The organism is Falsihalocynthiibacter sp. S25ZX9, from assembly GCF_041205405.1.
Classification (GTDB): domain Bacteria; phylum Pseudomonadota; class Alphaproteobacteria; order Rhodobacterales; family Rhodobacteraceae; genus Falsihalocynthiibacter; species Falsihalocynthiibacter arcticus.
Window position 1 is genome coordinate 102,882 of the sequence record NZ_JBGFCD010000014.1, and the last position, 23,128, is coordinate 126,009.

General features: G+C 51.4%; 36 protein-coding genes. 3 read left to right on the forward strand and 33 right to left on the reverse strand.

What is annotated here, in order from left to right:
• Nucleotides 1-28: 28 nt before the first annotated feature.
• From AB9F29_RS15835 to rpmC, 22 genes are all read right to left on the reverse strand, one after another.
• Nucleotides 29-1,345 carry a replication-associated recombination protein A gene (locus AB9F29_RS15835; RefSeq protein ID WP_369756379.1) on the reverse strand — a complete coding sequence of 439 codons (1,317 nt, stop codon included), beginning with the start codon at nt 1,343-1,345 and terminating at the stop codon, nt 29-31.
• A 99-nt stretch (nt 1,346-1,444) separates the two neighbouring features.
• A complete protein-coding gene (locus AB9F29_RS15840; protein ID WP_335586585.1) occupies nt 1,445-2,032 on the reverse strand; it encodes an acyl-homoserine-lactone synthase in 588 nt (195 codons plus the stop codon).
• 62 nt (nt 2,033-2,094) lie between these two features.
• A complete protein-coding gene (locus AB9F29_RS15845; RefSeq protein WP_335586586.1) occupies nt 2,095-2,706 on the reverse strand; it encodes an autoinducer binding domain-containing protein in 612 nt (203 codons plus the stop codon).
• Nucleotides 2,707-3,054: 348 nt separating this feature from the next.
• On the reverse strand, nt 3,055-3,474 hold the full coding sequence (gene rplQ, locus AB9F29_RS15850) for a 50S ribosomal protein L17 (protein WP_039004058.1): 420 nt from the start codon (nt 3,472-3,474) through the stop codon (nt 3,055-3,057).
• A 143-nt stretch (nt 3,475-3,617) separates the two neighbouring features.
• On the reverse strand, nt 3,618-4,634 hold the full coding sequence (locus AB9F29_RS15855; protein WP_039004059.1) for a DNA-directed RNA polymerase subunit alpha: 1,017 nt from the start codon (nt 4,632-4,634) through the stop codon (nt 3,618-3,620).
• A 113-nt stretch (nt 4,635-4,747) separates the two neighbouring features.
• Complete coding sequence (gene rpsK, locus AB9F29_RS15860; RefSeq protein WP_039004060.1) at nt 4,748-5,137, reverse strand: 30S ribosomal protein S11; 390 nt, start codon at nt 5,135-5,137, stop codon at nt 4,748-4,750.
• Nucleotides 5,138-5,151: 14 nt separating this feature from the next.
• Nucleotides 5,152-5,520 carry a 30S ribosomal protein S13 gene (gene rpsM / locus AB9F29_RS15865; protein WP_039004083.1) on the reverse strand — a complete coding sequence of 123 codons (369 nt, stop codon included), beginning with the start codon at nt 5,518-5,520 and terminating at the stop codon, nt 5,152-5,154.
• A gap of 209 nt (nt 5,521-5,729) precedes the next feature.
• On the reverse strand, nt 5,730-6,374 hold the full coding sequence (locus AB9F29_RS15870; RefSeq protein WP_335586587.1) for an adenylate kinase: 645 nt from the start codon (nt 6,372-6,374) through the stop codon (nt 5,730-5,732).
• The gene (gene secY, locus AB9F29_RS15875) at nt 6,371-7,729 is read right to left on the reverse strand and encodes a preprotein translocase subunit SecY (protein ID WP_039004062.1); all 1,359 of its coding nucleotides are present in this window, start codon (nt 7,727-7,729) and stop codon (nt 6,371-6,373) included. The genes AB9F29_RS15870 and secY overlap by 4 nt, the downstream gene beginning before the upstream one ends.
• A gap of 103 nt (nt 7,730-7,832) precedes the next feature.
• Nucleotides 7,833-8,312, reverse strand: a complete 480-nt coding sequence (gene rplO / locus AB9F29_RS15880; protein ID WP_039004063.1) for a 50S ribosomal protein L15 — start codon at nt 8,310-8,312, stop codon at nt 7,833-7,835.
• Nucleotides 8,313-8,482: 170 nt separating this feature from the next.
• Entirely contained in the window at nt 8,483-8,863 is a 381-nt protein-coding gene (locus tag AB9F29_RS15885; protein ID WP_369756380.1) for a GFA family protein, read from the reverse strand.
• A 125-nt stretch (nt 8,864-8,988) separates the two neighbouring features.
• Nucleotides 8,989-9,177 (reverse strand): 50S ribosomal protein L30, encoded by a 189-nt coding sequence (gene rpmD, locus AB9F29_RS15890; protein WP_039004065.1) that lies wholly within the window; start codon nt 9,175-9,177, stop codon nt 8,989-8,991.
• 10 nt (nt 9,178-9,187) lie between these two features.
• Nucleotides 9,188-9,784, reverse strand: coding sequence for a 30S ribosomal protein S5 (gene rpsE / locus AB9F29_RS15895; RefSeq protein ID WP_039004066.1), 597 nt, complete (start codon nt 9,782-9,784; stop codon nt 9,188-9,190).
• A gap of 114 nt (nt 9,785-9,898) precedes the next feature.
• Nucleotides 9,899-10,258: a 50S ribosomal protein L18 gene (gene rplR / locus AB9F29_RS15900; RefSeq protein ID WP_039004067.1), complete on the reverse strand. Its 360-nt coding sequence runs from the start codon at nt 10,256-10,258 to the stop codon at nt 9,899-9,901.
• Between the two features lie 11 nt (nt 10,259-10,269).
• Nucleotides 10,270-10,803: a 50S ribosomal protein L6 gene (rplF, locus tag AB9F29_RS15905; RefSeq protein ID WP_039004068.1), complete on the reverse strand. Its 534-nt coding sequence runs from the start codon at nt 10,801-10,803 to the stop codon at nt 10,270-10,272.
• Between the two features lie 9 nt (nt 10,804-10,812).
• Entirely contained in the window at nt 10,813-11,205 is a 393-nt protein-coding gene (gene rpsH / locus AB9F29_RS15910) for a 30S ribosomal protein S8 (protein WP_039004069.1), read from the reverse strand.
• A 12-nt stretch (nt 11,206-11,217) separates the two neighbouring features.
• A complete protein-coding gene (gene rpsN, locus AB9F29_RS15915) occupies nt 11,218-11,523 on the reverse strand; it encodes a 30S ribosomal protein S14 (protein WP_039004070.1) in 306 nt (101 codons plus the stop codon).
• A 21-nt stretch (nt 11,524-11,544) separates the two neighbouring features.
• Entirely contained in the window at nt 11,545-12,105 is a 561-nt protein-coding gene (rplE, locus tag AB9F29_RS15920; protein WP_039004071.1) for a 50S ribosomal protein L5, read from the reverse strand.
• Entirely contained in the window at nt 12,105-12,410 is a 306-nt protein-coding gene (gene rplX / locus AB9F29_RS15925; protein ID WP_039004072.1) for a 50S ribosomal protein L24, read from the reverse strand. Before rplX ends, rplE begins: the two co-directional genes overlap by 1 nt.
• A 1-nt stretch (nt 12,411) precedes the next feature.
• Nucleotides 12,412-12,780, reverse strand: a complete 369-nt coding sequence (gene rplN / locus AB9F29_RS15930) for a 50S ribosomal protein L14 (protein ID WP_039004073.1) — start codon at nt 12,778-12,780, stop codon at nt 12,412-12,414.
• A gap of 73 nt (nt 12,781-12,853) precedes the next feature.
• A complete protein-coding gene (gene rpsQ, locus AB9F29_RS15935) occupies nt 12,854-13,084 on the reverse strand; it encodes a 30S ribosomal protein S17 (RefSeq protein WP_039004074.1) in 231 nt (76 codons plus the stop codon).
• A 10-nt stretch (nt 13,085-13,094) separates the two neighbouring features.
• Nucleotides 13,095-13,298 (reverse strand): 50S ribosomal protein L29, encoded by a 204-nt coding sequence (gene rpmC, locus AB9F29_RS15940; protein WP_039004075.1) that lies wholly within the window; start codon nt 13,296-13,298, stop codon nt 13,095-13,097.
• A 325-nt stretch (nt 13,299-13,623) separates the two neighbouring features.
• Here rpmC and AB9F29_RS15945 point away from each other — a divergent pair, with 325 nt between their 5' ends.
• Nucleotides 13,624-14,244, forward strand: a complete 621-nt coding sequence (locus AB9F29_RS15945; RefSeq protein ID WP_039004077.1) for a 2OG-Fe(II) oxygenase family protein — start codon at nt 13,624-13,626, stop codon at nt 14,242-14,244.
• 7 nt (nt 14,245-14,251) lie between these two features.
• Here the strand turns inward: AB9F29_RS15945 and AB9F29_RS15950 are convergent, their stop codons facing one another.
• From AB9F29_RS15950 to rplB, 6 genes are all read right to left on the reverse strand, one after another.
• Nucleotides 14,252-14,824: a YceI family protein gene (locus tag AB9F29_RS15950; RefSeq protein ID WP_369756381.1), complete on the reverse strand. Its 573-nt coding sequence runs from the start codon at nt 14,822-14,824 to the stop codon at nt 14,252-14,254.
• A 107-nt stretch (nt 14,825-14,931) separates the two neighbouring features.
• Nucleotides 14,932-15,345 (reverse strand): 50S ribosomal protein L16, encoded by a 414-nt coding sequence (gene rplP / locus AB9F29_RS15955; protein ID WP_039001096.1) that lies wholly within the window; start codon nt 15,343-15,345, stop codon nt 14,932-14,934.
• An 11-nt stretch (nt 15,346-15,356) separates the two neighbouring features.
• Nucleotides 15,357-16,064 (reverse strand): 30S ribosomal protein S3, encoded by a 708-nt coding sequence (gene rpsC / locus AB9F29_RS15960; protein ID WP_039001095.1) that lies wholly within the window; start codon nt 16,062-16,064, stop codon nt 15,357-15,359.
• A complete protein-coding gene (gene rplV / locus AB9F29_RS15965) occupies nt 16,064-16,444 on the reverse strand; it encodes a 50S ribosomal protein L22 (RefSeq protein WP_039001094.1) in 381 nt (126 codons plus the stop codon). Before rplV ends, rpsC begins: the two co-directional genes overlap by 1 nt.
• 3 nt (nt 16,445-16,447) lie before the next feature.
• Complete coding sequence (rpsS, locus tag AB9F29_RS15970) at nt 16,448-16,726, reverse strand: 30S ribosomal protein S19 (RefSeq protein WP_039001093.1); 279 nt, start codon at nt 16,724-16,726, stop codon at nt 16,448-16,450.
• A gap of 3 nt (nt 16,727-16,729) precedes the next feature.
• A complete protein-coding gene (gene rplB, locus AB9F29_RS15975; protein WP_369756382.1) occupies nt 16,730-17,572 on the reverse strand; it encodes a 50S ribosomal protein L2 in 843 nt (280 codons plus the stop codon).
• A gap of 610 nt (nt 17,573-18,182) precedes the next feature.
• Between rplB and AB9F29_RS15980 the strand changes: the two genes are divergently transcribed.
• Both AB9F29_RS15980 and AB9F29_RS15985 read left to right on the forward strand, forming a co-directional pair.
• On the forward strand, nt 18,183-18,620 hold the full coding sequence (locus AB9F29_RS15980; protein WP_335586592.1) for a universal stress protein: 438 nt from the start codon (nt 18,183-18,185) through the stop codon (nt 18,618-18,620).
• 8 nt (nt 18,621-18,628) lie between these two features.
• Nucleotides 18,629-20,182, forward strand: coding sequence for an alanine/glycine:cation symporter family protein (locus AB9F29_RS15985; RefSeq protein ID WP_369756383.1), 1,554 nt, complete (start codon nt 18,629-18,631; stop codon nt 20,180-20,182).
• A gap of 207 nt (nt 20,183-20,389) precedes the next feature.
• Here AB9F29_RS15985 and AB9F29_RS15990 read toward each other — a convergent pair whose 3' ends face one another.
• The 5 genes from AB9F29_RS15990 to AB9F29_RS16010 form a co-directional block, all read right to left on the reverse strand.
• On the reverse strand, nt 20,390-20,686 hold the full coding sequence (locus AB9F29_RS15990) for a 50S ribosomal protein L23 (RefSeq protein WP_038999799.1): 297 nt from the start codon (nt 20,684-20,686) through the stop codon (nt 20,390-20,392).
• The gene (gene rplD, locus AB9F29_RS15995) at nt 20,683-21,303 is read right to left on the reverse strand and encodes a 50S ribosomal protein L4 (RefSeq protein ID WP_038999800.1); all 621 of its coding nucleotides are present in this window, start codon (nt 21,301-21,303) and stop codon (nt 20,683-20,685) included. Before rplD ends, AB9F29_RS15990 begins: the two co-directional genes overlap by 4 nt.
• Entirely contained in the window at nt 21,300-22,022 is a 723-nt protein-coding gene (gene rplC / locus AB9F29_RS16000; RefSeq protein ID WP_369756384.1) for a 50S ribosomal protein L3, read from the reverse strand. The genes rplD and rplC overlap by 4 nt, the downstream gene beginning before the upstream one ends.
• A 12-nt stretch (nt 22,023-22,034) precedes the next feature.
• Nucleotides 22,035-22,343: a 30S ribosomal protein S10 gene (gene rpsJ, locus AB9F29_RS16005; protein ID WP_038999803.1), complete on the reverse strand. Its 309-nt coding sequence runs from the start codon at nt 22,341-22,343 to the stop codon at nt 22,035-22,037.
• 138 nt (nt 22,344-22,481) lie between these two features.
• The coding region (locus AB9F29_RS16010; RefSeq protein WP_369756385.1) for an EF-Tu/IF-2/RF-3 family GTPase at nt 22,482-23,128 on the reverse strand (647 nt) is incomplete at its 5' end.

Sequence of the window (23,128 nt, forward strand, 5' to 3'; positions counted from 1 at the left end):
CCGTGTTTTCCCTCTAGCGCCCGGAATGTCAACCGCTAGCGCGCTTAGATCTCAGTTTAGCAAAGTAATCTTGACGTTTTTTAAGTTCGCGCTCGAATCCGCGCTCAACCGGTAGATAAAACTCGGGCCGCTCCATGGTTTCAGGGAAATAATTCTGGCCCGAGAATCCATCTTCGGCGTCGTGATCATAGGCATATCCCGCCCCATACCCTTGCTCTTCCATCAAGGAGGTTGGTGCATTGAGAATATGCTTTGGGGGCGGCTCGGAACCGGTTTTTTGCGCCGCAACCATGGCCATTTTGTACCCCGCATAGGCCGCGTTTGATTTGGGGGCGAGGGCCAAATAGGTCACCGCTTGCGCCAAAGCCAATTCGCCTTCGGGACTGCCCAAACGCTCGTAAACTTGCCATGCGTTCAAACAATGAGTTTGCGCATCGGGGTCTGCAAGGCCGATATCCTCAATTGCCATGCGCGTAATGCGGCGCGCCAAGTAACGGGGGTCTTCGCCGCCCTTGAGCATGCGGGCGAGCCAATAAAGGGCTGCGTCGGGATCCGAGCCACGCACGGATTTATGGAGCGCGGAAATCAGATTGTAATGGGAATCGCCGGATTTGTCATAAACCGCCGCGCGTTTCATCAAGCGTTGGCCGAGCCCCTTTGCGTCCAATGGCTCCTTGACCTTCCAAGCTGAGACCTGCTCAACAAGATTGAGCAAAGTGCGGCCATCGCCGTCCGCCATTTCCAAAAGCGCATCTCGGGCGTCTTGGGTAAGAGGAAGCTCGCGGTCTATTTCGCCTTCAGCGCGCGCAAGCAACAGATCCAGGTCTGCGAGGGTAAGCCGCGTGAGCACCATAACCTGTGAGCGACTTAACACCGCCGCATTGAGCTCAAAGCTGGGATTTTCTGTGGTGGCCCCTACCAAAAGGATCGTGCCGTCCTCCATATGGGGAAGGAAGCCATCTTGCTGGGCTTTATTGAATCTATGAATCTCGTCGACAAACAGCAGAGTCCCCTGCCCGTTTTGGCGACGGATTTTAGCGGCTTCAAAAACTTTGCGAAGGTCAGGCATGCCGGTAAAAATCGCGCTTATCTGCACAAAGGTGAGATCAGTTTCATCCGCCAAAAGACGCGCAATTGTGGTTTTACCAACGCCAGGTGGTCCCCAAAAGATGAGCGACCCCAAACTGTTGGACGCAAGCATCGTCCCCAAGGGCGCCTCAGGACCCAAAACTTGTTGCTGCCCGATCACTTCTGACAAAGTCTTGGGGCGCAGACGATCCGCCAAAGGGCGCGGTGCGTTCTGAACTTTGGCCTCGGAGGCACTGGAATCAAACAAATCTGTCATAGGGTGACCCTATGCCTTGTGTGGAACAGGGGGAAGCATCGTTTTGGTGCGATAAAGGGCCCCTCAGGAGGGGGAGGCCCTTTTTCGTTTCGCGGTCGTTTAGTGCAGCTTAGAACTCAGATTGATGGACACACATTGATAGTCACCATCGCCAATAAACATCGGACGCCCAGCAGCTTCGGCATCCAAACCACACCGGCCAAACCAACGTGGCCAATTCGCTGCGGTCAAAGCAACGATCTTTGTTGCACCCAACTCGCGGGCGGACTTGAGCATCGCCATCACCATATAGGCGTGCACGCGCCGACGAATACGCTGTGGCGTGGTATGGGAAACAAACACGCGCGTGCTCTCCCAAATGTTCTCATCAACAGGGGCTTCCTCAAATAGCAGGTCTTGAGGAATGGTCCCGAGCAACCCACGTTGCGCATCACGGATCATGTAACTATAAATCCCACAGCGCGCGACTGTGGGCGTCAGGCGAATGCCTGCGTAGACTTCGCCATATTCGTGGATGGCAATCCAACGACTTGCTGGAGTATCATATTGATCATACTCCATTCCAAGGGCTTCAGGCAGGTCCCAGTTTTTTTGCACAATAAAAGACTGCCGCCTAGCGCGAAACAGATTTGCGAATAGCTCGCCATGGTTGTGCATATTTTCGAACGAAAGTGTAGTTGTTTGCATGGTAGATCCCCCAGCTTGTTTAAAAAAACAAAGCCCCACGTTCAAACAACGATCAGATCCGGTTAAAGCAGCCTATAATCCTTCGCGCGTTGAATGGCCTCAGCGGTCGTCCGAGCGAGCAGTTTCTGACGGGCCGCTATTAAGCGTGCTTTAAGAGCGCTTTCTGAGATATTCAATTTTGCAGCTGCCGCCGCATGCCGATCGCCGTCTGCGATACACCGCAGGGCTTCAACTTGAGCCTTAGTTAGGCTCTCCGGCGGCTCTGTTAAGTCATGAAGCCGACGAACTACGCGCGAAACTTCTTCCATTTCGCTATCTGTAAACTCGCGATCGCTACGTGCAAAGCTAGCGATTGTGCGAGAGGAAATCGGACCACAGGATACAGTAACCCCAAAATTGAGTCCATATTCCTTGGCCAGTCCCAAAATATTGAATGTGTCGGGAATCCCGAATTCGCTCCAACGACTCGCGCCATCCGTGCTGAAGCCCCAAGCAATTGTCGGGTCGCGCAGTGCGAACCCTTGCTCGGTATAATAATCCGTCCAGCGGTGATCATACGTCTGAAAAGACATAAGAGGCGCGGCGAAGCGAATATGGAGCCCCAAAAAGTAGCCCGCGGGCGCGAGCAACGTGAGCTTATGAAGTTCGAGGTCGAGACCTATCTTATTAGACATGTCTTTTTAGACTAGTTGTCAGAATCTTAGTCAACCTTAAAGTGTATGGTACAGAAATAGTAGTGAGTGATGTTACCGTGAAAACAATGGACATAGATTTAAAGACGAAGTTGAACTCCCTTTCAGAGAGCGCACGTGGCGATTTACTGGATTTTTTGAGAAATTCGCCCTCCGGAGAGAACAGTTTAACAGCTTTGCTGGAGCGAATCGAGAACTCCATTCAGCTTCGAATCGCGGCTAAAAAGTCGCATAACTAGACCTATTCCTAACGGAACGATGTACCAAAACAATAAAAGCCCCGCCAAATCTGGCGGGGCTTTCTATTTGAGATCAATGAAGGTCTCTGAATTATTCTGCGGCGGCGTCTTCGGCCAAAACGCGTGCTTTGTCGCCCGCGCCTTTTGCATTCACGTCGCGGTCAACCAATTCGATGATCGCCATTGGCGCCATGTCACCGTAACGGAAACCAGCTTTCAGAACGCGCACATAACCACCTTGGCGGTCTTTGTAGCGTGGGCCGAGAACTTCAAACAATTTCGCGACATAAGCGTCTTGCTTAAGGCGAGCACCTGCTTGGCGGCGGGCGTGAAGATCGCCACGTTTACCAAGAGTGATAAGTTTGTCGATGATGCGCTTAAGCTCTTTTGCTTTAGGCAGTGTTGTTTTGATTTGCTCGTGCTCGATGAGTGAGCCTGCCATGTTGGCAAAGAGCGCCTTACGGTGCTCGTGAGTACGGTTTAAGCGGCGGTAGCCTCTAGCGTGACGCATGGTGTATCTCCTATAGCGTTGTTTTACTTTGTCCGGCAGCCGATGCGTGTCAGCTACTCTCCTTGGGGCAATTGCCCTGACATTCCCCGGCATTCCGGGCATTTATGAGGTTGGGGCGGACCGTTAAGCCCACCCCATATTTCTTAGAATTGATCTTCGAATTTCTTCGCAAGATCTTCAATATTGTCCGGTGGCCAATCTTCGACGTCCATACCGAGGTGCAGACCCATGCCCGACAACACTTCTTTGATCTCGTTCAAAGACTTGCGGCCGAAGTTCGGTGTGCGGAGCATTTCTGCTTCGGTTTTTTGGATCAAATCGCCAATGTAAACGATGTTGTCGTTCTTGAGGCAATTTGCGGAACGTACGGAAAGCTCCAATTCGTCCACTTTCTTGAGAAGAAGCGGATTGAATTCGAGGCCATCGTCTTCTTCTTGACGGTTTGCAGACTCTGGTTCGTCGAAGTTGACGAATGTCGCAAGCTGGTCCTGAAGAATACGCGCAGCATAAGCCACGGCGTCTTCTGGAGGGATGGAACCGTCTGTTTCAAGCGTCAACGTGAGCTTGTCATAGTCGAGAACCTGACCTTCACGTGTGGGCTGCACGTCATAAGACACGCGCTTCACAGGAGAAAAGATCGAATCGATCGGAATAAGACCGATTGGTGCGTCTTCTGGACGGTTCTTGTCAGCGGAAACATAGCCTTTGCCAGTTTCAACAGTCAATTCCATGAACAAGTCTGCGCCTTCGTCGAGGTGACAGATAACGTGATCCTTGTTCAGAACCTCGATACCCGCGCTCTCGGAGATGTCGCCAGCGGTTACAACCATCGGGCCTTTGGCCGAGATGGAAACACGCTTTGGACCGTCTACTTCCATACGGATCGCGACGCCTTTGAGGTTCAGAACCACATCGGTTACGTCTTCGCGAACGCCGGAAATCGAGGAAAACTCATGCAATACATTGTCGATTTGAACGCTGGTAATCGCAGCACCCTGTAGCGAGCTCATAAGCACGCGACGTAGAGCATTGCCCAATGTCAAACCAAAACCGCGTTCAAGCGGCTCTGCAACTACAGTTGCTTGACGCGCAGGCTCGTTGCCCGGCTTCACTTCCAACTGTGTTGGTTTAATCAGTTCTTGCCAATTTTTATGGATCATGCTGTCGCCTCCATTCTTGTTTCTGGCCCATGTCCCTAAGCCGGAAACACCCGAGGTAAAAAATAACAATCTCGGGTCTGGCGTACGAATTACAGACCCGAGATCATTTAGTACTACACGCGACGACGCTTTGGAGGGCGACAGCCGTTGTGAGCCATTGGTGTAACGTCACGAATAGATGTGATGTTAAACCCAACTGCGGCCAGAGCGCGCAATGCGCTTTCGCGACCGCCACCCGGGCCTTGCACTTCGACTTCAAGCGTTTTCACGCCGTGCTCTTGTGCTTTTTTACCTGCATCCTCGGCAGCCATTTGAGCTGCGTAGGGTGTAGATTTCCGCGAGCCTTTAAAGCCCATTGTTCCAGCAGAGGACCATGCGATCGCATTGCCTTGAACATCGGAAATCAGAATTTTTGTGTTGTTGAACGAACTGTTCACATGCGCAACACCAGAGGCAATATTCTTGCGCTCTTTTTTCTTTGCGCGAACTTTTTCACGTGCCATTGATCAAATCCCCCCTATTTCTTCTTACCAGCAATAGCCCGTGCAGGACCTTTGCGAGTGCGAGCGTTCGTGTGTGTACGTTGACCACGAACAGGAAGATTACGACGATGACGCAAGCCACGGTAGCAACCGAGATCCATCAAACGTTTGATGTTCATTTGTGTTTCACGACGCAAGTCACCTTCGACAGCGTAGTTCGCGTCGATGTACTCACGAATGGAAAGCACTTCACCATCGGAAAGTTCGTTAACACGACGCGCTGCGTCGATGCCTACGGCTTCACAAATAGCTTGTGCGGAAGTTGTACCGATACCGGTAATATAAGTCAGGGCGATCGGGACCCGTTTATGGGTCGGGATATTTACGCCGGCGATACGTGCCACGTTATGTATTCCTTTTTGTTGCGGTTCCGTATTTCCAGAACCTTTTTTCACAACATAAGCCCGTAGGATTATCTCCTGCGGGCTACGCTGAATTTCTGTTCTCGGCCATATACTTGTCCGCAGATTGCGTATCAATGGACAAAAGCCGATTCTCTTACGAGATGGCTGGAATTAAGCCCTTTTTACCACAAGGTCAACCCGCGATATGCCTAATCCAAGATCACACGAATTGCTTTGGCAACTTCGTCGATTTCACCCAAGCCATTTACCGGAGCCAAATCGCCCTTGGCATAATAATAGCCAATCAAGGGGGAGGTATCACGGTAATAGGCCATCAAACGGGTCTTGAGGGAATCCTCATTGTCGTCGGCGCGGTGCACCATATCTGTGCTGCCACAGACATCACAGACACCTTCGACTTTGGGGGCTTTTAGCTCGTCGTGATACCCTTCGCCGCAGTTGCCACATGTATAGCGGCCAGAGATGCGTTTGATCAGGATATCGTCCTGGACGCGCATTTCAATAACTGCGTCCAGCTTTTGCCCTACGCGGCCGAGAAGCTGACCAAGCGCGTCGGCCTGCGCCAGCGTGCGGGGAAAGCCATCAAAGATGAATCCCCCTTGGCGGTCGGTGCCTTTGAGCTGCTCTTCGATCAATCCAATCACAATGTCATCGGTAACCAATTCGCCCGCATCCATAACTTTTGCGACTTTCTTGCCCATCTCTGTGCCAGAAGTTTTCGCCGCGCGCAGCATATCGCCTGTGGAAAGTTGGACCATGTCACGCTCTTCAACCAGAAGTCGTGCTTGTGTTCCTTTTCCGGCGCCCGGTGGCCCCAAAAGGATTATGTTCATTTTCTCGCTGTCCCTTTTTTACCGCCGCGCTTCTTGCCACGTAGCTGCGACTTTTCGATCAGGCCTTCATACTGGTGTGCCAGCATGTGTGACTGAACTTGTTGAATTGTGTCCATTGTCACGGATACGACAATCAGAACCGAAGTGCCGCCAAAGTAGAAGGGAATCGAGAATTGGTAACGTAAAATTTCAGGAAGGAGACAAACTGCCGCAAGGTAGGCCGAACCAATGACCAAGATGCGGTTCACAACTTTGTCCAAATACTCGGCGGTTTTCTTGCCCGGACGAATTGCTGGGATAAAGCCGCCTTGGTTTTTCAGATTATCCGCGACTTCATCGGTCTTGAACGCCACGTTATGGGTGTAAAAGAACGCAAAGAACACGATCATAACTGTAAAGAACGCCAGATAGAGCGGTTTGCCCGGCCCAAAATACGCGAGAATAATGGACAGAACGCCGCTAGTGGAGTCGCCGGAGAAGGTGGCAAGCGTTGTTGGCAGCAAGAGAAGCGAGCTGGCAAAAATCGCAGGAATAACGCCAGCAGGGTTCACTTTGATCGGAAGATGGCTTGCGCCGCCTTCATACATCTTCATGCCAACTTGACGGCGCGGGTACTGAATGTGGATCTTGCGGAGCGCCCGCTCCATGAAGACCACGAACCCGACCACAGCGACAACCATAATAAAGACACCAACAACGATCAGGGGATTCGCGCCAGATTCGGAGGATTGTACGAGGAATTGTGTCAGAGCGGCTGGAAGCTCCGCGATAATACCCACGAAGATGATCAACGAAATACCGTTACCAATCCCGCGTGCTGTAATCTGCTCACCCAACCACATCAGGAACATTGTGCCGCCAACAAGGGTCACAACGGTCGAAATACGGAAGAACCAGCCCGGATCGGTCACAAGGCTCCCTGCTTCAAGGCTGACCGCGAGGCCATAAGCTTGGAACGTCGCCAAGAACACCGTGCCGTAGCGTGTGTATTGATTGATTTTCCGGCGACCCGCGTCGCCCTCTTTCTTCAGTTGCTCAAGCGGGGCCCACATGGAGCTTAGAAGCTGGATAATGATCGAGGCTGAGATGTAGGGCATGATGCCGAGCGCAAGAATGCCCATGCGGCTCAGGGCACCACCGGTAAACATCGAAAGAATACCACCGATACCAGCGGCCGCACCCTCCATGAAGTTGCGCAGTTCAGCGCCGTCAATACCCGGGACAGGGATATAGGTCCCCAAACGGTAGACGATCAAAAGACCGATGGTGAAAACAATACGTTGGCGAAGCTCGGTGGCTTTACCAAAAGCCCCCCAGCTCATGTTGGCTGCCATTTGTTCTGCTGCGGATGCCATTCGGCCTCTCCCTGTCACGAAAAGCGCCGCCAGACCATTCTCCGGTCGGCGGCGCTGGAAAACTAATTTGTATGTAAGCGGCCAAGCGACCGCTCACAAGCGCTTATTCAGCTGCGGCCTTAGGTGTTGCTGTAACAGTCAGTTTACCACCGGCTTTTTCAACAGCTTCAACAGCTCCAGCTGACGCACCCGTTACTTCGATCGTAACTTTGGATGTGATCTCACCTTTGGCCAAAACGCGGATACCATCGAGCTTGCGACGAACCAAACCGCACGCAATAAGTGCGTCTTCGGTGATCGCTGCTTTTGCGTCGAGTTTCTTGGCGTCGATGAACTTTTGGATCATGCCAAGGTTCAATACAGAGAATTCTTTGCGGTTTGGCTTGGTGAAGCCACGCTTAGGAAGACGTTGGTACAAAGGCATTTGACCGCCTTCAAAACCCTTGATCGCAACACCCGAACGGGATTTTTGACCCTTGATACCACGGCCACCAGTTTTACCGGTACCGGAACCAGCACCGCGACCAACGCGTTTGCGGTTCTTTGTTGCACCTGGGTTGTCGTGCAGTTCATTCAATCTCATGTCGCTACTCCTTCTTGCCGGAACTGTCCCAAGAGCGACCAAAGAGACAAACACGGCGTTACAAATGATTCTGTTCCCACAAGGGGATACCGCGCGTGTCTACACAGATACATCTCATGGATCAAGGGCCGACAGGCCACTTTGTGCCGGAAGATTTCGCAAAACTCACGTTATTGTAAATTCTGCGGGAGTCCGTCCGTGATCTCATAATAATCGCCTTTGTCTGCGACAAATATGTGCAAGTCCATCTTTGTGTGGGTTGGGCCATCAAAAGCCCCCATGGAAATAGCAATCCAATCCAGATGCGGCGGGTCAAAGAACAAAGTTGACCCACAGTGCTGACAAAACCCGCGGTTCACTTTGACGGATGAGCTGTACCACGTCACGTTCTCGGCCCCTGTGACAGTCAAATCGGTTTTCTGAACGCCCGTGCTCACAAGGAAATGCCCCGTGTGTTTGCGGCATTTTGTACAGTGACAGGCATTGGGGGCGGCAAGGTCTCCGTCAACGGTGAAACTCACAGCGCCACACAGGCAGGATCCATTGTGCATGATGTGCTCCTTGGTTGTTCCCCCAAACGAAACCACCGAACCCCACTTTAATCAATCCCATTCAACCATTAAAAAAGCGCCCTCAGTTTCCCGAGAGCGCTTTTTAAGGTCTTTAGAAGAAGGGCTTAGCCTTTTTCTTCGATGATCACCACCATGTGGGGAAGTTTCGCAACCATGCCGCGAACGGCAGGTGTGTCTTCCAACTCACGGGTTTTGTGCATCTTGTTGAGGCCCAAGCCGATCAGCGTTTGACGCTGTTTGGCGGGACGACGGATCGGAGAACCGATCTGTTTTACAACGATAGTTTTAGCCATGATATTTTTCCTATGCGTCTGCGTCTGCAGCTTCTACTTCGGCCGGAGCCTCAGCAGCCGGAGCAGCACCACCACGTTGAAGAATGTCAGCGACTTTTTTGCCACGACGTTGTGCGACCATACGAGGGCTGCTCTCTTTTGTGAGACCATCAATCGTTGCACGGATCATGTTGTACGGGTTTTGCGAACCAATAGATTTCGCAACAACGTCCTGTACACCAAGCATCTCGAACACAGCGCGCATCGGACCACCGGCAATAATACCAGTACCCTGTGGAGCTGTACGCATCACAACTTTACCAGCGCCATGACGGCCCTCGATGTCGTGGTGCAACGTACGGCCTTCACGCAATGGAACGCGCACAAGTTGACGTTTAGCTTGTTCAGTTGCTTTGCGGATAGCTTCGGGAACTTCTTTTGCTTTCCCTTTGCCAAAACCCACGCGGCCTTTTTGATCTCCAACAACCACGAGCGCAGCAAAGCCGAAGCGTTTACCACCTTTCACGGTTTTGGAAACGCGGTTGATCGCTACGAGACGATCCGCAAATTCTGGTGTCTCTTCGCGGTCGCGACGAGGGCCGCGACGGTTGTTATCACGTTCTGCCATGTGGCATTCCTTTCTTCAGGCGCTCTGCGCCATAATCTGTCAATCCGAGTGGGGCCGCTCAGAACGAACAGCCCCCTGGATCATCGGGGTGGCCTAAGAGCCACCCACACTTTTTTAGAACTTCAAACCACCTTCACGAGCAGCCTCGGCCAAAGCCTTGATCTTACCGTGAAAGAGGAAGCCGCCACGATCAAAGTAGCATGCTTCAACACCAGCTTTTTTAGCACGCTCAGCAATAGCTGCGCCTACTTTCGTTGCTGCGGCGATGTTGTTGGTGTTCAAAACGCCCAGATCCTTCTCGAGGGAAGAAGCCGAAGCGATCGTTACGCCGTTCAAATCGTCGATCAACTGTACGCTGATGTTTTTGTTGGAACGATGAACAGACAGGCGCGCACGCCCATTTGCCATTTTCCGAAGTTTGTTCCGAACGCGCAGGCGGCGCTTCAGAAACAGAGTTCTTTTGCTGTTTGCCATTTCCTGGGTCCTTATTTCTTTTTACCGGCTTTGCGGAAGATGTACTCGTCTTTGTACTTGATGCCTTTGCCTTTATAGGGCTCGGGTTTACGCCATTCGCGAATATTCGCCGCGACTTGGCCAACAAGTTGAGAGTCGATACCTTCAACAAAGATGATCGTGTTTTTTGGTGATGTGACGGTTACGCCAGCAGGCACCTCGAAGTTAACTTCGTGGGAAAAACCAAGGCTCAGTTTCAGAGTAGTCCCCTGAACTGTAGCACGATAACCAACACCGTTGATTTCCAGTTCTTTCTTGAAGCCTTCCGTAACACCGGTCACCAAATTTTGGATACAAGTGCGGGACATACCCCATTGTTGACGCGCGCGCTTCGACTTAGAGCGCGGCACAACAGAAACTTCATCATTCGCAACAACGATTGAAATATCATCCGTTGCTGTGAAATTCAAAGTCCCTTTAGGGCCTTTTACTTCGACTGTTTGTCCGGAGACCGCGGCACTAACTCCTGCGGGCAACTTAACAGATTTTTTACCAATTCTTGACATCCGATCCTCCTAGAATACGGTGCAGAGCACTTCGCCGCCAACATTGGCATTGCGTGCAGATGCGTCCGACATCACACCCTGAGGTGTGGAGACCACGGAAATTCCCAAGCCCTGACGGACGACTGGGATGTCTTTAACGCCCATATAAACGCGACGTCCAGGTGTCGAAACACGCTTTAGGTCACGGATAACTGGAGTGCCATCAAGATACTTCAAGCTAATGTCGAGAGCCGGATGGCCATCTTTGCCTGTTGTCGCTTCATAGCCACGGATATAACCTTCAGAAAGAAGAACGTCGAGAACCCAAGCACGAAGCTTAGACGCAGGAGTCTCTACTGTTGATTTGCCGCGCATTTGTGCGTTGCGAATACGGGTGAGCATATCACCGATAGGATCATTCATATCGTCTCTCCCTTACCAGCTGGACTTAACCATGCCGGGGATTTGGCCATTCGAGCCAAGTTCCCGCAGCGCGATACGGCTGATTTTGAACTTACGGTAGTAAGCATGAGGACGTCCCGTCAGCTGGCAACGGTTGTGAAGCCGTGTCGCGGACGAATTGCGAGGAAGTTTAGCAAGCTTCAGGCGAGCAGTGAAACGCTCTTCCATTGTCTTGCTTTCATCGTTTGCGATCTCTTTAAGAGCAGCACGTTTACCGGCGAATTTCTCCACCAAAAGTGCGCGCTTTTTCTCGCGTTCGATCATTGCTTTTTTAGCCATGTCTAACCTTTCCTTCCGCGATCAGCTGTTAAAGGGCATGTTGAAAGCTTTCAACAGCGCCTTTGCTTCCGCGTCGGTTTTTGCGGTGGTGGCGATTACGATATCCATACCCCAGATTTCGTCGACTTTGTCGTACTCAATCTCAGGAAAGACGATGTGTTCTTTCAGACCCATGGCGTAGTTGCCACGACCGTCAAAGCTTTTGCCAGAGATGCCGCGGAAGTCGCGGATACGAGGCATTGCAACGGTGATCAAACGATCCAGAAATTCGTACATCTTTTCGCCACGAAGAGTCACTTTAACACCAAGCGGCATATCTTCACGAACGCGGAAACCAGCTATGGATTTCTTAGCTTTTGTGATGAGAACCTTTTGACCAGCAATCGCAGTGAGGTCAGCCTCAGCGGATTTGATCTTTTTGGTGTCGCGTGTTGTTTCGCCGATACCCATGTTCAAGACGATTTTGTCGAGCTTAGGGATCATCATTTCGTTTTTGTAAGCGAACTCTTCTTTAAGAGCTGCACGAATGACGTCTTTGTAAACAGTCTTCAAACGGGGGGTGTAGTTTGCAGTATCAAGCATTATACGGTCTCCCCTGTTGTCTTCGCGAAACGCACTTTCTTGCCGTCTTCCTCACGGAAGCCAACGCGAGTTGCCTTACCTTTGGAGTCGAGCAGTGCGAGGTTAGAAAGTTGAATTGGCATCGCTTTAGGAACGCGACCGCCTTGGTCAGTTTGCGAAGCGCGCACGTGGCGGATCGCAACATTGACACCTTCAACAACAGCTTTGCCGGACTTAGGATCGATAGACGCGATTGCGCCCTCTTTACCTTTGTCTTTACCGGCAAGCACGACGATTTTATCGCCTTTTTTCAATTTAGCAGCCATCTTACAGCACCTCCGGTGCAAGCGAGATGATCTTCATGAAGCTTTTTGCACGCAATTCACGAACAACTGGGCCGAAGATACGTGTACCTACGGGCTCATTAGCGTTGTTCAGAATAACGGCTGCATTGCGATCAAAACGGATCACTGTGCCATCTTCACGAAATACTTCTTTAGCGGTGCGTACGACGACGGCCTTACGGACGTCCCCTTTTTTAACGCGCCCACGAGGGATGGCTTCTTTAACCGAGACGACGATAACGTCACCTACGGAAGCGTATCTACGCTTAGAGCCACCCAAAACCTTAATGCACTGAACACGGCGAGCGCCGGAGTTGTCAGCAACATCGAGATTTGTCTGCATTTGGATCATGCGATTTCTCCCGACCTATGGGGGCCATCCAATGGCTTGTCCCCAGGGTTTCGTAAATCTGAAAAGTCCCCGCTTAAGCGGAAAGAACTTCCCAGCGTTTCGTTTTCGACTTTGGTGCACATTCTTGAATGCGAACTTGATCACCAACGTTGAAAGCGTTCTGTTCATCGTGCGCCCGATATTTTTTGGACTTACGAATGGTTTTCTTCAAAACAGGGTGCGTGAAGCGACGTTCAACGGAAACAGTTACTGTTTGCGCGTTTTGGTTGCTTGTTACAGTGCCAGTCAAAATACGTTTAGGCATATCGTGGCTCCTATTCGCCAGCCGCTTTTGCGGCCTTTTCGTTAAGAATTGTTTTTACACGAGCGGCTGCACGACGTGCAGTTTTAACTTGTGCGGTGTTTTCGAGTTGCGACGTCGCTTGTTGGAACCGTAGATTGAACGATTCCTTTTTCAGCGCAACCAGCTCGTCTTGAAGCTGGTCTGGTGTCTTATCACGTAGTTCATTGGCGTTCATGCGCCTCTTCCTTTCTCAAAACACCAGCCGGCCCCTGACATTATTTCAGGGTCACCAAAAGCCTGGTGGATGAATAGCAAAACAAGCGAATCCCAGCGAGCTGGAATCCACGAGATGTGTGTCTATAATTGGGAGTCGCAGGGAGGGCAAGGGAAAGTTTGCCGCGGCCAGTAAATGTTGAGGTTTCCCCACTGGGGGCCCCAATTTCGAGGTATTCCAGCATGCGAGTGACAGGCCCCACAATCGCACAAGACATGCCCTCCCCCACCTGATAAACTGCCCTCACGGATTTTCCCACACCAAAGACCACACAGGTATCCCTCAAATGTCACAGATCAATTCCCTCTTTGTTACCCGCCTCTATCGCGCCGCCTTAAATGAATTCGGGGATGCCATTGACGCGAATGAACTCGAAACGTCGTGCCTCTCAATCGCCGAAGACGATGAGGCAGGCCAGCAATGGTGCGAAGACAATGACTTTCCAGGCTATACCAGCTATGCCTCCCTCACGGACTTGGGCTGGCGGTTTCCCATCTTTGAGGATCTCGTCAAAGCGCTCGACAAACATGTTGCGGCCTTCGTCAAAGACCTCGAATTTGATCTGGATGGCAAAGAGGTTGTTCTCGACAATATCTGGATAAACATCCTGCCCCAAGGCGGCATTCATACCTCCCATATCCATCCTCACAGCATCGTTAGTGGCACGACCTATGTCACCATGCCTGAAGGTGCGAGCGCGATTAAATTCGAGGATCCCCGCTCCCAAATGATGATGGCCGCGCCAACCCGCATTGCCAATGCCAGACCAGAAATGCGCAACTTCACCTATATCAAACCAGAAGTGAGCGACGTCCTATTGTGGGAGAGCTGGCTGCGCCACGAAGTGCCTATGAATATGACAGAAGAGGAACGCATTAGCGTGAGTTTCAACTACGCTTGGCGCTGAACTCAGCCTATTGCCGTTTCCTGATTTGCGCCGTCACATTGATTTTTATGACGCTCCCCACAAGAGTGTCATATCCCACGACGTTGAACGCATTTCGATTGATTTGACCGGAAATCCTGATCGTCAAATTGTCTTGTTCATCTGGGTTTGAATCCGGAGCCCGATAGAGTTTCGCAAGGAGCGTCATTGGGCGCGTGACATCTTTGATCGTCATGTTCCCCCTAATGCGGACACTTTGCCCCACCGTATCAATTTTTGTCGACGTAAACCGAATGATCGGAAACTTCGCCACATCGAGGACCTCGGGCCCGCGCAAAGCGTCTGTGGCGAAGATAATTCCGCCTCTGACGGTGCGCGCATTGAGCGTCACATCGACTGTTGATTTCGAGACGCTGTCGAAATCCAGAATAAGCTTGGTTGAAAAATCCGGAAATGAGCCTGAAAATTCAAGGCCCTCAAGCGAGTAAGAAAACGACACTTCGCTGTGTTGCGTATCCATGTCGTAGGGCAAAGGCGCCGCGCGCACTGGGGCCGCAAGCACAAACAGTCCCATCACCAGCGCTCGGAAAAACTTATTCATCCACCCAGCCTACTTGAGAACCCGCCTTCAGAACAAAAAAGCCCCCACTGATTGCTCGGCGGGGGCTTCAATTTTTTCACCATATGCGCGGAGCGCTTGGGGTAGATTTACCAGTCTTCGCGAACAACTGTGCGGGTTTTCACCGGCAGTTTCATCGCTGCAAGGCGAAGAGCCTCACGAGCAGTAACTTCGTCTACACCGTCGATTTCAAAGAGAATCCGACCAGGCTTAACTTTCGCGGCCCAAAAATCGACAGAACCTTTACCTTTACCCATCCGAACTTCGGTTGGCTTGGAGGTGACGGGCAAATCTGGGAAAATCCGGATCCACACACGGCCTTGGCGTTTCATGTGACGTGTCATTGCACGACGCGCGGCTTCGATTTGACGCGCTGTGATGCGTTCTGGTTCAATGGTTTTGAGGCCATATGTACCGAACGTTAGCGTCGATCCGCCTTTTGCAAGACCGTGGATACGGCCCTTAAACATTTTGCGGAATTTACTGCGTTTTGGCTGAAGCATCTATCTTCTCCTTAGCGACGACCGCCAGCACCGCGAGGTGTTGGACCGTCTTGGAGTTCCTGTTGCTTACGCTCATGCGCCGAAGGATCGTGTTCCATGATCTCGCCTTTGAAGATCCAGGTTTTAATCCCGATGATGCCATAGGCAGTCATCGCTTCGACATGTGCGTAATCGATATCGGCACGAAGTGTGTGCAAAGGCACGCGACCCTCACGGTACCATTCGGTCCGCGCGATCTCGGCGCCGCCGAGACGGCCCGCAACGTTAACACGGATACCAAGGGCACCCATACGCATTGCGTTTTGCACCGCACGTTTCATCGCGCGACGGAAAGAAACTCGACGCTCGAGTTGTTGTGCGATATTCTCACCAACGAGAGCAGCATCCATCTCTGGCTTGCGAACTTCAACGATGTTGAGGTGCAATTCAGATTTGGTGAAAGCTGCGAGCTTCTTGCGAAGACCTTCGATATCGGCGCCTTTTTTACCAATGATCACACCGGGACGGGCTGTGTAAATTGTTACACGGCACTTACGGTGTGGACGCTCGATAATCACCCGGGAGATGCCAGCTTGCTTGCATTCTTCCTTGATGAATTCGCGCATCTTGAGGTCTTCCAGAAGAAGATTCCCAAAATCTTTAGTGTCGGCATACCAGCGGCTATCCCAAGTACGGTTAACCTGAAGGCGCATGCCAATTGGATTTACTTTATTACCCATTATGCTTGCTCCTCATTCTGGCGAACCAAGATAGTTAGTTCCGAGAATGGCTTCAGAATTTTGCCGAACCGGCCACGTGCGCGTGGACGACCACGTTTCAGTGTCAGGTTTTTACCAACATAGGCTTCGGCAACGATCAACGAGTCAACATCCAGATTGTGGTTGTTTTCTGCGTTAGCGATCGCGGACTGGAGACATTTCTTAACGTCAGCAGCAATACGTTTGTTGCTGAAGGTCAGGTCTGTCAAAGCCTTGTCAACTTTCTTGCCACGGATCATCGCCGCAACAAGGTTCAGCTTGATAGGGGAAGTGCGGAGCATTTTGACTTTCGCCATTGCTTCGTTTTCCGCTACGCGGCGTGCGTTTTTTACTTTTGCCATGACTTATTTCCGCTTCGCTTTTTTGTCAGCAGAGTGGCCATAATAAGTACGAGTTGGCGAATACTCACCAAACTTTTGACCAATCATGTCTTCTGTGACGTTTACGGGAATATGTTTATGGCCGTTGTAAACACCGAACGTCAAACCCACAAACTGGGGCAGGATCGTGCTACGACGGGACCAAATTTTAATAACTTCATTGCGGCCAGATTCACGGCTCTTTTCGGCTTTCTTAAGCACGTAAGAGTCGACAAATGGGCCTTTCCATACAGAACGAGACATGGATTAGCGCCCCTTTTTCTTGGCGTGACGCGAGCGGACAATCAGCTTGCTAGACGCTTTTTTCTTGTTACGTGTACGCGCACCTTTGGTTGGTTTGCCCCATGGTGTCACAGGATGACGACCACCGGATGTCCGACCTTCACCACCACCGTGGGGGTGATCGACCGGGTTCATGGCAACACCACGCACAGAAGGACGGATGCCCTTGTGACGGTTGCGACCAGCTTTACCAATGTTTTGGTTGCTATTATCGGGGTTGGACACGGCACCAACGGTGGCCATGCATTCCTGACGGACCAAACGCAATTCGCCCGAAGAAAGGCGGATCTGTGCGTAGGCACCATCCCGTCCAACAAACTGAGCATATGTCCCAGCAGCACGAGCGATTTGACCGCCCTTACCCTGTTTCAGCTCGATGTTGTGAACGATTGTACCGATAGGCATGCCAGAGAAAGGCATCGCGTTACCAGGCTTGATGTCAGCTTTTGCAGAGGAGATGATTTTATCCCCAATTGCGAGACGCTGAGGCGCGAGAACATAAGTTTGCTCGCCGTCATCATATTTGACCAACGCAATAAACGCCGTCCGGTTCGGGTCATACTCGATCCGCTCTACGGTGGCTGCGATGTCCATTTTGTTGCGTTTGAAATCAACGATACGGTAAAGGCGCTTAGCACCCCCACCAATGCGACGCATTGTGATTCGTCCGGTGTTGTTCCGGCCGCCCGATTTCGCCAAACCCTCTGTGAGGGTCTTGACGGGACGTCCTTTCCAAAGCTCCGAACGGTCAATCAGAACCAGCCCACGCTGGCCTGGCGTCGTCGGTTTATACGACTTTAATGCCATGCTTTCTGTCTTCCGTTTAGCTAAGCGAACCCTGCCCTACTGGCGTGATCCGCGGTGTGAGCCCCCCGAAGGTGGCCAAATTATAGAGCCCCGAAGGTCCCCGATAAAAACAGCAAACAGCCCCAGAACGAATCTGAGGCCGAGAACCATTGGCGGGGAGTACCAGATTAACCTGGGGGGGTCCACACCGGATGGGGATTATTTTCGTGGGATGGCGGGAAAGGGTTTGGGACACTCATAATTAGGCAAAACAAACGTTCAGGTCAATGTCCGCTGTTGTGGAAGGTTATCGAATGAAGAAAGAAAACAAGCACCCGTCGGTCACCGCGAAGCGAACGGTAGCTTGGAGGGCTACAGCCTCAAGTTTAAGGCTCATTCTGTAGCTATTTGATACTGTCCTGCCTGAATCGCCACATATTGAGGACATTCCGAATTTGGTTCTAAGTACCTGACAAAAATGTGAAATATTCGCGAAAAAACATGCTCTTGTTCAAGAAAATCACGAATGCTGAAATTGAGAGAAGCTTTCTGCTCATTTTTACGGCAGACTTTCTCCAAAGAGGGCAATCAGATCCTCAAACGAGTAAAAACAGCAAAAACGGAGGATGGAATGAAACCGAAGATTGTTATTGGACTTGACGGTGCAGAGACGGGAGACCGCGCTTTAGCATTTGCCAAAGACTTGGCATCCAGAATGGATGACTGCGAACTGCTCGCCATTTACGTTATCGAATGGTCCCCGTTCACCTTTCAAACTGCGGAAGAAAACGCGCAACGGCACAAACGACGTGAGGAAGAAATTGCGCTCGCCACATCGCGGATTGTTGACCCTGCGGTTAAGGCCCTAAAAGAGGCTGGCTTTAATGCCAGCGGTCTCGTGCGACATGGGGATGTTGCCGAAACTTTGAATGAACTCACCGTTCAAAACGGCGGCACGCAGATCATTGTTGGTCGCGCTTCATCGCACGGGTTTGCGAAGCGTATTTTTGGTAGCTCAACACAAAACCTTGTGATGCACGCCGATGTGCCTGTCACAGTTGTAGGATAGGGGACACTATGAAAATCACATCAAAAATCTCGCTGGCCTCAATAGCCTTGACCATCGCCGCCAGCCCTCTAATGGCACAAGAGGCTATGGGGATCGATGAAAAGGTCAACCAAATCTTCGCAAAAATAACCGGCCCATTCGTGAGCCTGATTTTCGCACCCTTCCCCGGAACAAGCTTTCCGTGGATCGTGATGTGGCTGGTGATCGCCGCCTCTATTTTTACCGTCTACTTCGGTTTTGTTCAATTTCGATTTCTTCGGCATTCTATCGAACTGGTTAAAGGCGATTATTCCGATCCCAATGACGCGGGCGAGGTTAGTCATTTCCAAGCGCTTGCCACGGCTCTGTCGGGAACTGTCGGCTTAGGAAATATCGCGGGTGTCGCTGTTGCCGTTGGGATTGGTGGGCCGGGGGCTACGTTCTGGATGATCCTTGCCGGTCTGCTTGGCATGGCGTCCAAATTCACCGAATGTACGCTGGGCGTGAAATATCGTAACGAATACCCCGACGGCACTGTTTCGGGGGGCCCAATGTACTACATCTCGAAGGGCTTCAAAGAATTGGGTTTGCCGGGGGGTAAATTCCTCGCGGTTCTTTTCTCGGTCTTTTGTATTCTTGGTGCTCTTGGCGGCGGTAATATGTTCCAAGCCAATCAAGCGCATGCACAGATTTCTGGTATTGTCGGCGAATATCCAGGCTGGATCACAGGGATCATTTTCGCAGTTGTTGTATTCTCGGTTATCGTGGGCGGGATCAAATCCATAGCCAACGTAACAGAAAAAGTCGTGCCATTTATGGGCATCCTGTATGTCGGTGCGGCGTTGATCATTCTGCTGGTAAACTACGACAAAATCGGCTGGGCTTTTGGTCAGATTTTCGACGGTGCCTTTACAGGGCTTGGCGTTGCTGGCGGTTTTGTCGGGGCCTTGATCCAAGGTTTCAAACGGGCCGCATTTTCGAATGAGGCTGGTGTTGGGTCTGCGGCGATTGCCCACTCTGCGGTGAAAACCAAGGAGCCAATCACAGAGGGCTTCGTTTCATTGCTTGAGCCCCTAATCGATACCGTGGTGATCTGCACAATGACCGCGTTGGTGATCGTGATTTCACAGCAGCTGATTGTCGATCCGGCAACAGGCAACTACCTTTTGAACGAGGCAGGATCGGCTATTGCCACAGTCGACGGCAACACTGGCGTTGCGCTCACATCTGCGGCCTTCGGGTCTAGCATCAGTTGGTTCCCGTATGTCTTGGCCATCGCAGTTGTGCTGTTTGCCTTCTCAACGATGATCTCTTGGTCCTACTACGGCTTGAAAAGCTGGACCTATTTATTTGGGGAAAGCAAAGCATCAGAACTGACGTTTAAAGTCATCTTCTGTGTGTTCATCGTAATCGGGGCTGCGGCGTCGCTGGGTCCTGTCATCGACTTCTCCGATGCTGCGATCTTTGCCATGGCGGTTGTGAACATCTTCTGCCTCTACTTCTTGATGAAGTTGGTTCGTACTGAACTTGCGTCCTATTCTTCGCGCCTCAAAAGCGGCGAAATCAAAAAGTTCACGCATTAAACAAACATCTCTGGCGCGCTGCAATGTGCGCCAGAGTCTATTTTACTAGGCGTTTAATCGTCTAGGACTGCGGTAAGCATCACGTAAACAGCCGTTGGTCAAATGCTACTGAACGGCACAAAAGTCCGCTTAGCGGTCATCCAACACAAACGCAAAGAGGCCCCCGCATTTCTGCGAGGGCCTCTTTAAAGCTTCAGAAAGCTAATCTTAGAGTCCGGTGGACACGTCGATTGTATTGCCCTCTTCAAGGGTCACATAAGCCTTTTTAACGTCTTTACGCTTGCCTGGGCGGCCGCGGAAACGTTTGGTTTTACCCTTAGTGATCGTTGTGTTTACAGCTTTGACCTTTACGCCAAAGAGCGCTTCAACAGCGTCTTTGATTTGGGGTTTGTTGCTGTCGATCGCGACTTCAAAAACAACGGCACCGTTTTCGGAAACCATAGTTGCTTTTTCAGTAATGATCGGCTTACGGATCACATCATATTGTGCTGCTTTGGTGCTCATTTTAAACGTGCCTCCAATGCTTCGAGACCTGCTTTAGTGATCACAAGAGTGTCACGCTTCAGGATATCGAATACGTTAGCGCCCATCGATGGCAGGATATCCAAGCCTTCGATGTTACGTGCGGCGCGCGCAAAGTTTTCGTTCACGGTGGCACCGTCGATGATCAATGCGCGTTTCCAACCCAGCTCTTTAATAGCTTTCGCCAGAACCGAAGTTTTTACGTCATTGAAATCGATTGAGTCGATAACAACCAATTCACCAGCAACTGCCTTAGCGGACAATGCGTGGCAAAGACCAAGCTTGCGGAATTTCTTCGTCAGCTCGTGGCCGTGGCTACGGGGCGTTGGGCCCTTGTAAACACCACCACCGCGGAAGATCGGCGCAGAACGGGCACCGTGGCGAGCGCCACCGCTGCCTTTTTGGCGAACGATCTTCTTGGTCGAGTAGCTCACTTCTGAGCGTGTCTTAACCTTGTGTGTACCAGCTTGCGCATTGTTGCGCTGCCAGCGAACGACGCGGTGCAGGATGTCAGCACGTGGCTCAAGACCAAACAGGGCCTCGTCCAAATCCAATGTGCCGGCACTGCTACCGTCGAGTTTGATTACATCGGCCTTCATTCTACTGCTCCTTCTGCGGGAGCCGCGACAGCTGCTTCAACAACGGCACTTTTCAGTGCTGCTGGGAAAGGAACGCCGTCAGGCAGTTTCTTTTTCACTGCGTCTTTGACAGTGACCCAACCGCCCTTGGAACCAGGAACAGCGCCTTTAACCATGATCAAGCCACGGTCAGCATCTGTACGCATAACTTCAAGGTTTTGAGTTGTCACACGAGCGGAACCCATGTGTCCGGCCATTTTCTTACCTTTGAAAACTTTGCCGGGGTCTTGACATTGACCAGTAGAGCCGTGCGAGCGGTGGGAAACGGACACACCGTGAGTAGCACGAAGGCCCCCAAAGTTGTGACGCTTCATAGCACCCTGAAAGCCTTTACCGATCGACGTACCAGAGACGTCAACTTTTTGACCTGCAATATAGTGCTCAGCAGAAATCTCTTCGCCAATGGCGATGAGGTTTGCTTCGGAAACGCGGAATTCCGCAACTTTCCGTTTTGGCGCTACGTTGGCTTTAGCAAAGTGGCCGCGCATCCCTTGGGACGTGCGTTTTGCTTTGGCCGTACCAGCACCAAGCTGAACAGCAGTATAGCCGTCACGATCAGACGTACGCTGATCAACGACTTGCAAGTTTTCGAGTTGGAGAACGGTTACAGGAATCTGTTTGCCGTCTTCCAAGAAAAGGCGGGTCATACCAACCTTTTTTGCGATTACACCAGAGCGCATCAAATACCCTCCTTAAACCTTGATCTCGACGTCAACACCCGCAGCAAGGTCGAGCTTCATCAGCGCGTCTACTGTTTGGGGTGTTGGGTCGACGATATCCAGCAAGCGCTTGTGCGTGCGGATTTCGAACTGATCACGGGATTTCTTGTTCACGTGAGGACTGCGAAGAACTGTGAACTTCTCGATTTTGTTCGGCAGCGGGATAGGTCCACGAACTGTGGCGCCTGTGCGCTTTGCGGTGCTTACGATTTCTTGTGTGCTGGCGTCCAGTACACGGAAATCAAACGCCTTGAGCCGAATGCGAATATTTTGCGACTGCATGTCGTAGCCTTTCGCGGCTTTTAAGAATTGAGAGGTGGGACCGCACGGGATTGTACGACCTACATCGAATTCAGATTCTTTAAGAAGAATTGGCGCCCCAAGTAAGGGACGCCAATCAATTGGTCAAGCAGCTAATGCTTACTCGATGATTTTAGAGACAACACCGGAACCAACAGTGCGGCCGCCTTCGCGGATCGCAAAGCGGAGGCCAGCTTCCATGGCGATTGGCGCGATCAGTTCAACTGTGAACTTCAAGTTGTCGCCTGGCATTACCATTTCTGTGCCTTCAGGAAGCGTAACTGTGCCCGTTACGTCCGTTGTGCGGAAGTAAAACTGTGGACGGTAGTTCGCAAAGAACGGCGTGTGACGGCCACCCTCTTCTTTGGTCAAAATATAGACCTCAGCTTCAAACTTCGTGTGTGGCTTAACAGAACCGGGCTTACAAAGGATCTGACCACGCTCAACACCTTCACGGTCAACACCGCGAAGAAGCGCACCAATGTTGTCACCAGCTTCACCGCGATCAAGCAGTTTGCGGAACATTTCAACACCAGTACAAGTGGTTGTTGTTGTGTCTTTGAGACCAACGATTTCGATGGAATCTCCAACGTTAACAACACCGCGCTCGATACGGCCAGTCACAACAGTACCGCGACCAGAGATTGAGAACACGTCCTCGATTGGCATCAAGAAAGGTTCGTCAATCGCACGTGGAGGCTGTGGAATGAAGGAATCAACCGCCGCCATCAACTCAGCGATTTTCTTGGCGCCGATTTCTTCGTCAC

What these genes read in the sequence shown, in the direction of transcription:
- rplR (WP_039004067.1), bottom strand. Translation starts at nt 10,258, where the DNA reads ATGGCAAACAGCAAAAGAACTCTGTTTCTGAAGCGCCGCCTGCGCGTT.
- rpsJ (WP_038999803.1), bottom strand. Translation starts at nt 22,343, where the DNA reads ATGCAGTCGCAAAATATTCGCATTCGGCTCAAGGCGTTTGATTTCCGT.
- AB9F29_RS15885 (WP_369756380.1), bottom strand. Translation starts at nt 8,863, where the DNA reads ATGCACAATGGATCCTGCCTGTGTGGCGCTGTGAGTTTCACCGTTGAC.
- rplC (WP_369756384.1), bottom strand. Translation starts at nt 22,022, where the DNA reads ATGCGCTCTGGTGTAATCGCAAAAAAGGTTGGTATGACCCGCCTTTTC.
- AB9F29_RS15950 (WP_369756381.1), bottom strand. Translation starts at nt 14,824, where the DNA reads ATGAATAAGTTTTTCCGAGCGCTGGTGATGGGACTGTTTGTGCTTGCG.
- AB9F29_RS15840 (WP_335586585.1), bottom strand. Translation starts at nt 2,032, where the DNA reads ATGCAAACAACTACACTTTCGTTCGAAAATATGCACAACCATGGCGAG.
- rpsS (WP_039001093.1), bottom strand. Translation starts at nt 16,726, where the DNA reads ATGTCTCGTTCTGTATGGAAAGGCCCATTTGTCGACTCTTACGTGCTT.
- AB9F29_RS15990 (WP_038999799.1), bottom strand. Translation starts at nt 20,686, where the DNA reads ATGAGCACCAAAGCAGCACAATATGATGTGATCCGTAAGCCGATCATT.
- AB9F29_RS15945 (WP_039004077.1), top strand. Translation starts at nt 13,624, where the DNA reads ATGTCACAGATCAATTCCCTCTTTGTTACCCGCCTCTATCGCGCCGCC.
- AB9F29_RS15980 (WP_335586592.1), top strand. Translation starts at nt 18,183, where the DNA reads ATGAAACCGAAGATTGTTATTGGACTTGACGGTGCAGAGACGGGAGAC.
- rpmD (WP_039004065.1), bottom strand. Translation starts at nt 9,177, where the DNA reads ATGGCTAAAACTATCGTTGTAAAACAGATCGGTTCTCCGATCCGTCGT.
- rplF (WP_039004068.1), bottom strand. Translation starts at nt 10,803, where the DNA reads ATGTCAAGAATTGGTAAAAAATCTGTTAAGTTGCCCGCAGGAGTTAGT.
- rpsN (WP_039004070.1), bottom strand. Translation starts at nt 11,523, where the DNA reads ATGGCTAAAAAAGCAATGATCGAACGCGAGAAAAAGCGCGCACTTTTG.
- AB9F29_RS15870 (WP_335586587.1), bottom strand. Translation starts at nt 6,374, where the DNA reads ATGAACATAATCCTTTTGGGGCCACCGGGCGCCGGAAAAGGAACACAA.
- AB9F29_RS15845 (WP_335586586.1), bottom strand. Translation starts at nt 2,706, where the DNA reads ATGTCTAATAAGATAGGTCTCGACCTCGAACTTCATAAGCTCACGTTG.
- rpsC (WP_039001095.1), bottom strand. Translation starts at nt 16,064, where the DNA reads ATGGGTAATAAAGTAAATCCAATTGGCATGCGCCTTCAGGTTAACCGT.
- secY (WP_039004062.1), bottom strand. Translation starts at nt 7,729, where the DNA reads ATGGCATCCGCAGCAGAACAAATGGCAGCCAACATGAGCTGGGGGGCT.
- AB9F29_RS15835 (WP_369756379.1), bottom strand. Translation starts at nt 1,345, where the DNA reads ATGACAGATTTGTTTGATTCCAGTGCCTCCGAGGCCAAAGTTCAGAAC.
- rplD (WP_038999800.1), bottom strand. Translation starts at nt 21,303, where the DNA reads ATGAAGGCCGATGTAATCAAACTCGACGGTAGCAGTGCCGGCACATTG.
- rplN (WP_039004073.1), bottom strand. Translation starts at nt 12,780, where the DNA reads ATGATCCAAATGCAGACAAATCTCGATGTTGCTGACAACTCCGGCGCT.
- rpsK (WP_039004060.1), bottom strand. Translation starts at nt 5,137, where the DNA reads ATGGCACGTGAAAAAGTTCGCGCAAAGAAAAAAGAGCGCAAGAATATT.
- AB9F29_RS15855 (WP_039004059.1), bottom strand. Translation starts at nt 4,634, where the DNA reads ATGATCCATAAAAATTGGCAAGAACTGATTAAACCAACACAGTTGGAA.
- rplP (WP_039001096.1), bottom strand. Translation starts at nt 15,345, where the DNA reads ATGCTTCAGCCAAAACGCAGTAAATTCCGCAAAATGTTTAAGGGCCGT.
- rplB (WP_369756382.1), bottom strand. Translation starts at nt 17,572, where the DNA reads ATGGCATTAAAGTCGTATAAACCGACGACGCCAGGCCAGCGTGGGCTG.
- rplO (WP_039004063.1), bottom strand. Translation starts at nt 8,312, where the DNA reads ATGAGATTGAATGAACTGCACGACAACCCAGGTGCAACAAAGAACCGC.
- rpsH (WP_039004069.1), bottom strand. Translation starts at nt 11,205, where the DNA reads ATGAATGATCCTATCGGTGATATGCTCACCCGTATTCGCAACGCACAA.
- rpsQ (WP_039004074.1), bottom strand. Translation starts at nt 13,084, where the DNA reads ATGCCTAAACGTATTTTGACTGGCACTGTAACAAGCAACCAAAACGCG.
- rplV (WP_039001094.1), bottom strand. Translation starts at nt 16,444, where the DNA reads ATGGCAAAAGTAAAAAACGCACGCCGCGTAGCGGAAAACGAAGCAATG.
- AB9F29_RS15985 (WP_369756383.1), top strand. Translation starts at nt 18,629, where the DNA reads ATGAAAATCACATCAAAAATCTCGCTGGCCTCAATAGCCTTGACCATC.
- rpsE (WP_039004066.1), bottom strand. Translation starts at nt 9,784, where the DNA reads ATGGCAGAACGTGATAACAACCGTCGCGGCCCTCGTCGCGACCGCGAA.
- rplX (WP_039004072.1), bottom strand. Translation starts at nt 12,410, where the DNA reads ATGGCTGCTAAATTGAAAAAAGGCGATAAAATCGTCGTGCTTGCCGGT.
- rpmC (WP_039004075.1), bottom strand. Translation starts at nt 13,298, where the DNA reads ATGAACGCCAATGAACTACGTGATAAGACACCAGACCAGCTTCAAGAC.
- rplE (WP_039004071.1), bottom strand. Translation starts at nt 12,105, where the DNA reads ATGCTTGATACTGCAAACTACACCCCCCGTTTGAAGACTGTTTACAAA.
- rplQ (WP_039004058.1), bottom strand. Translation starts at nt 3,474, where the DNA reads ATGCGTCACGCTAGAGGCTACCGCCGCTTAAACCGTACTCACGAGCAC.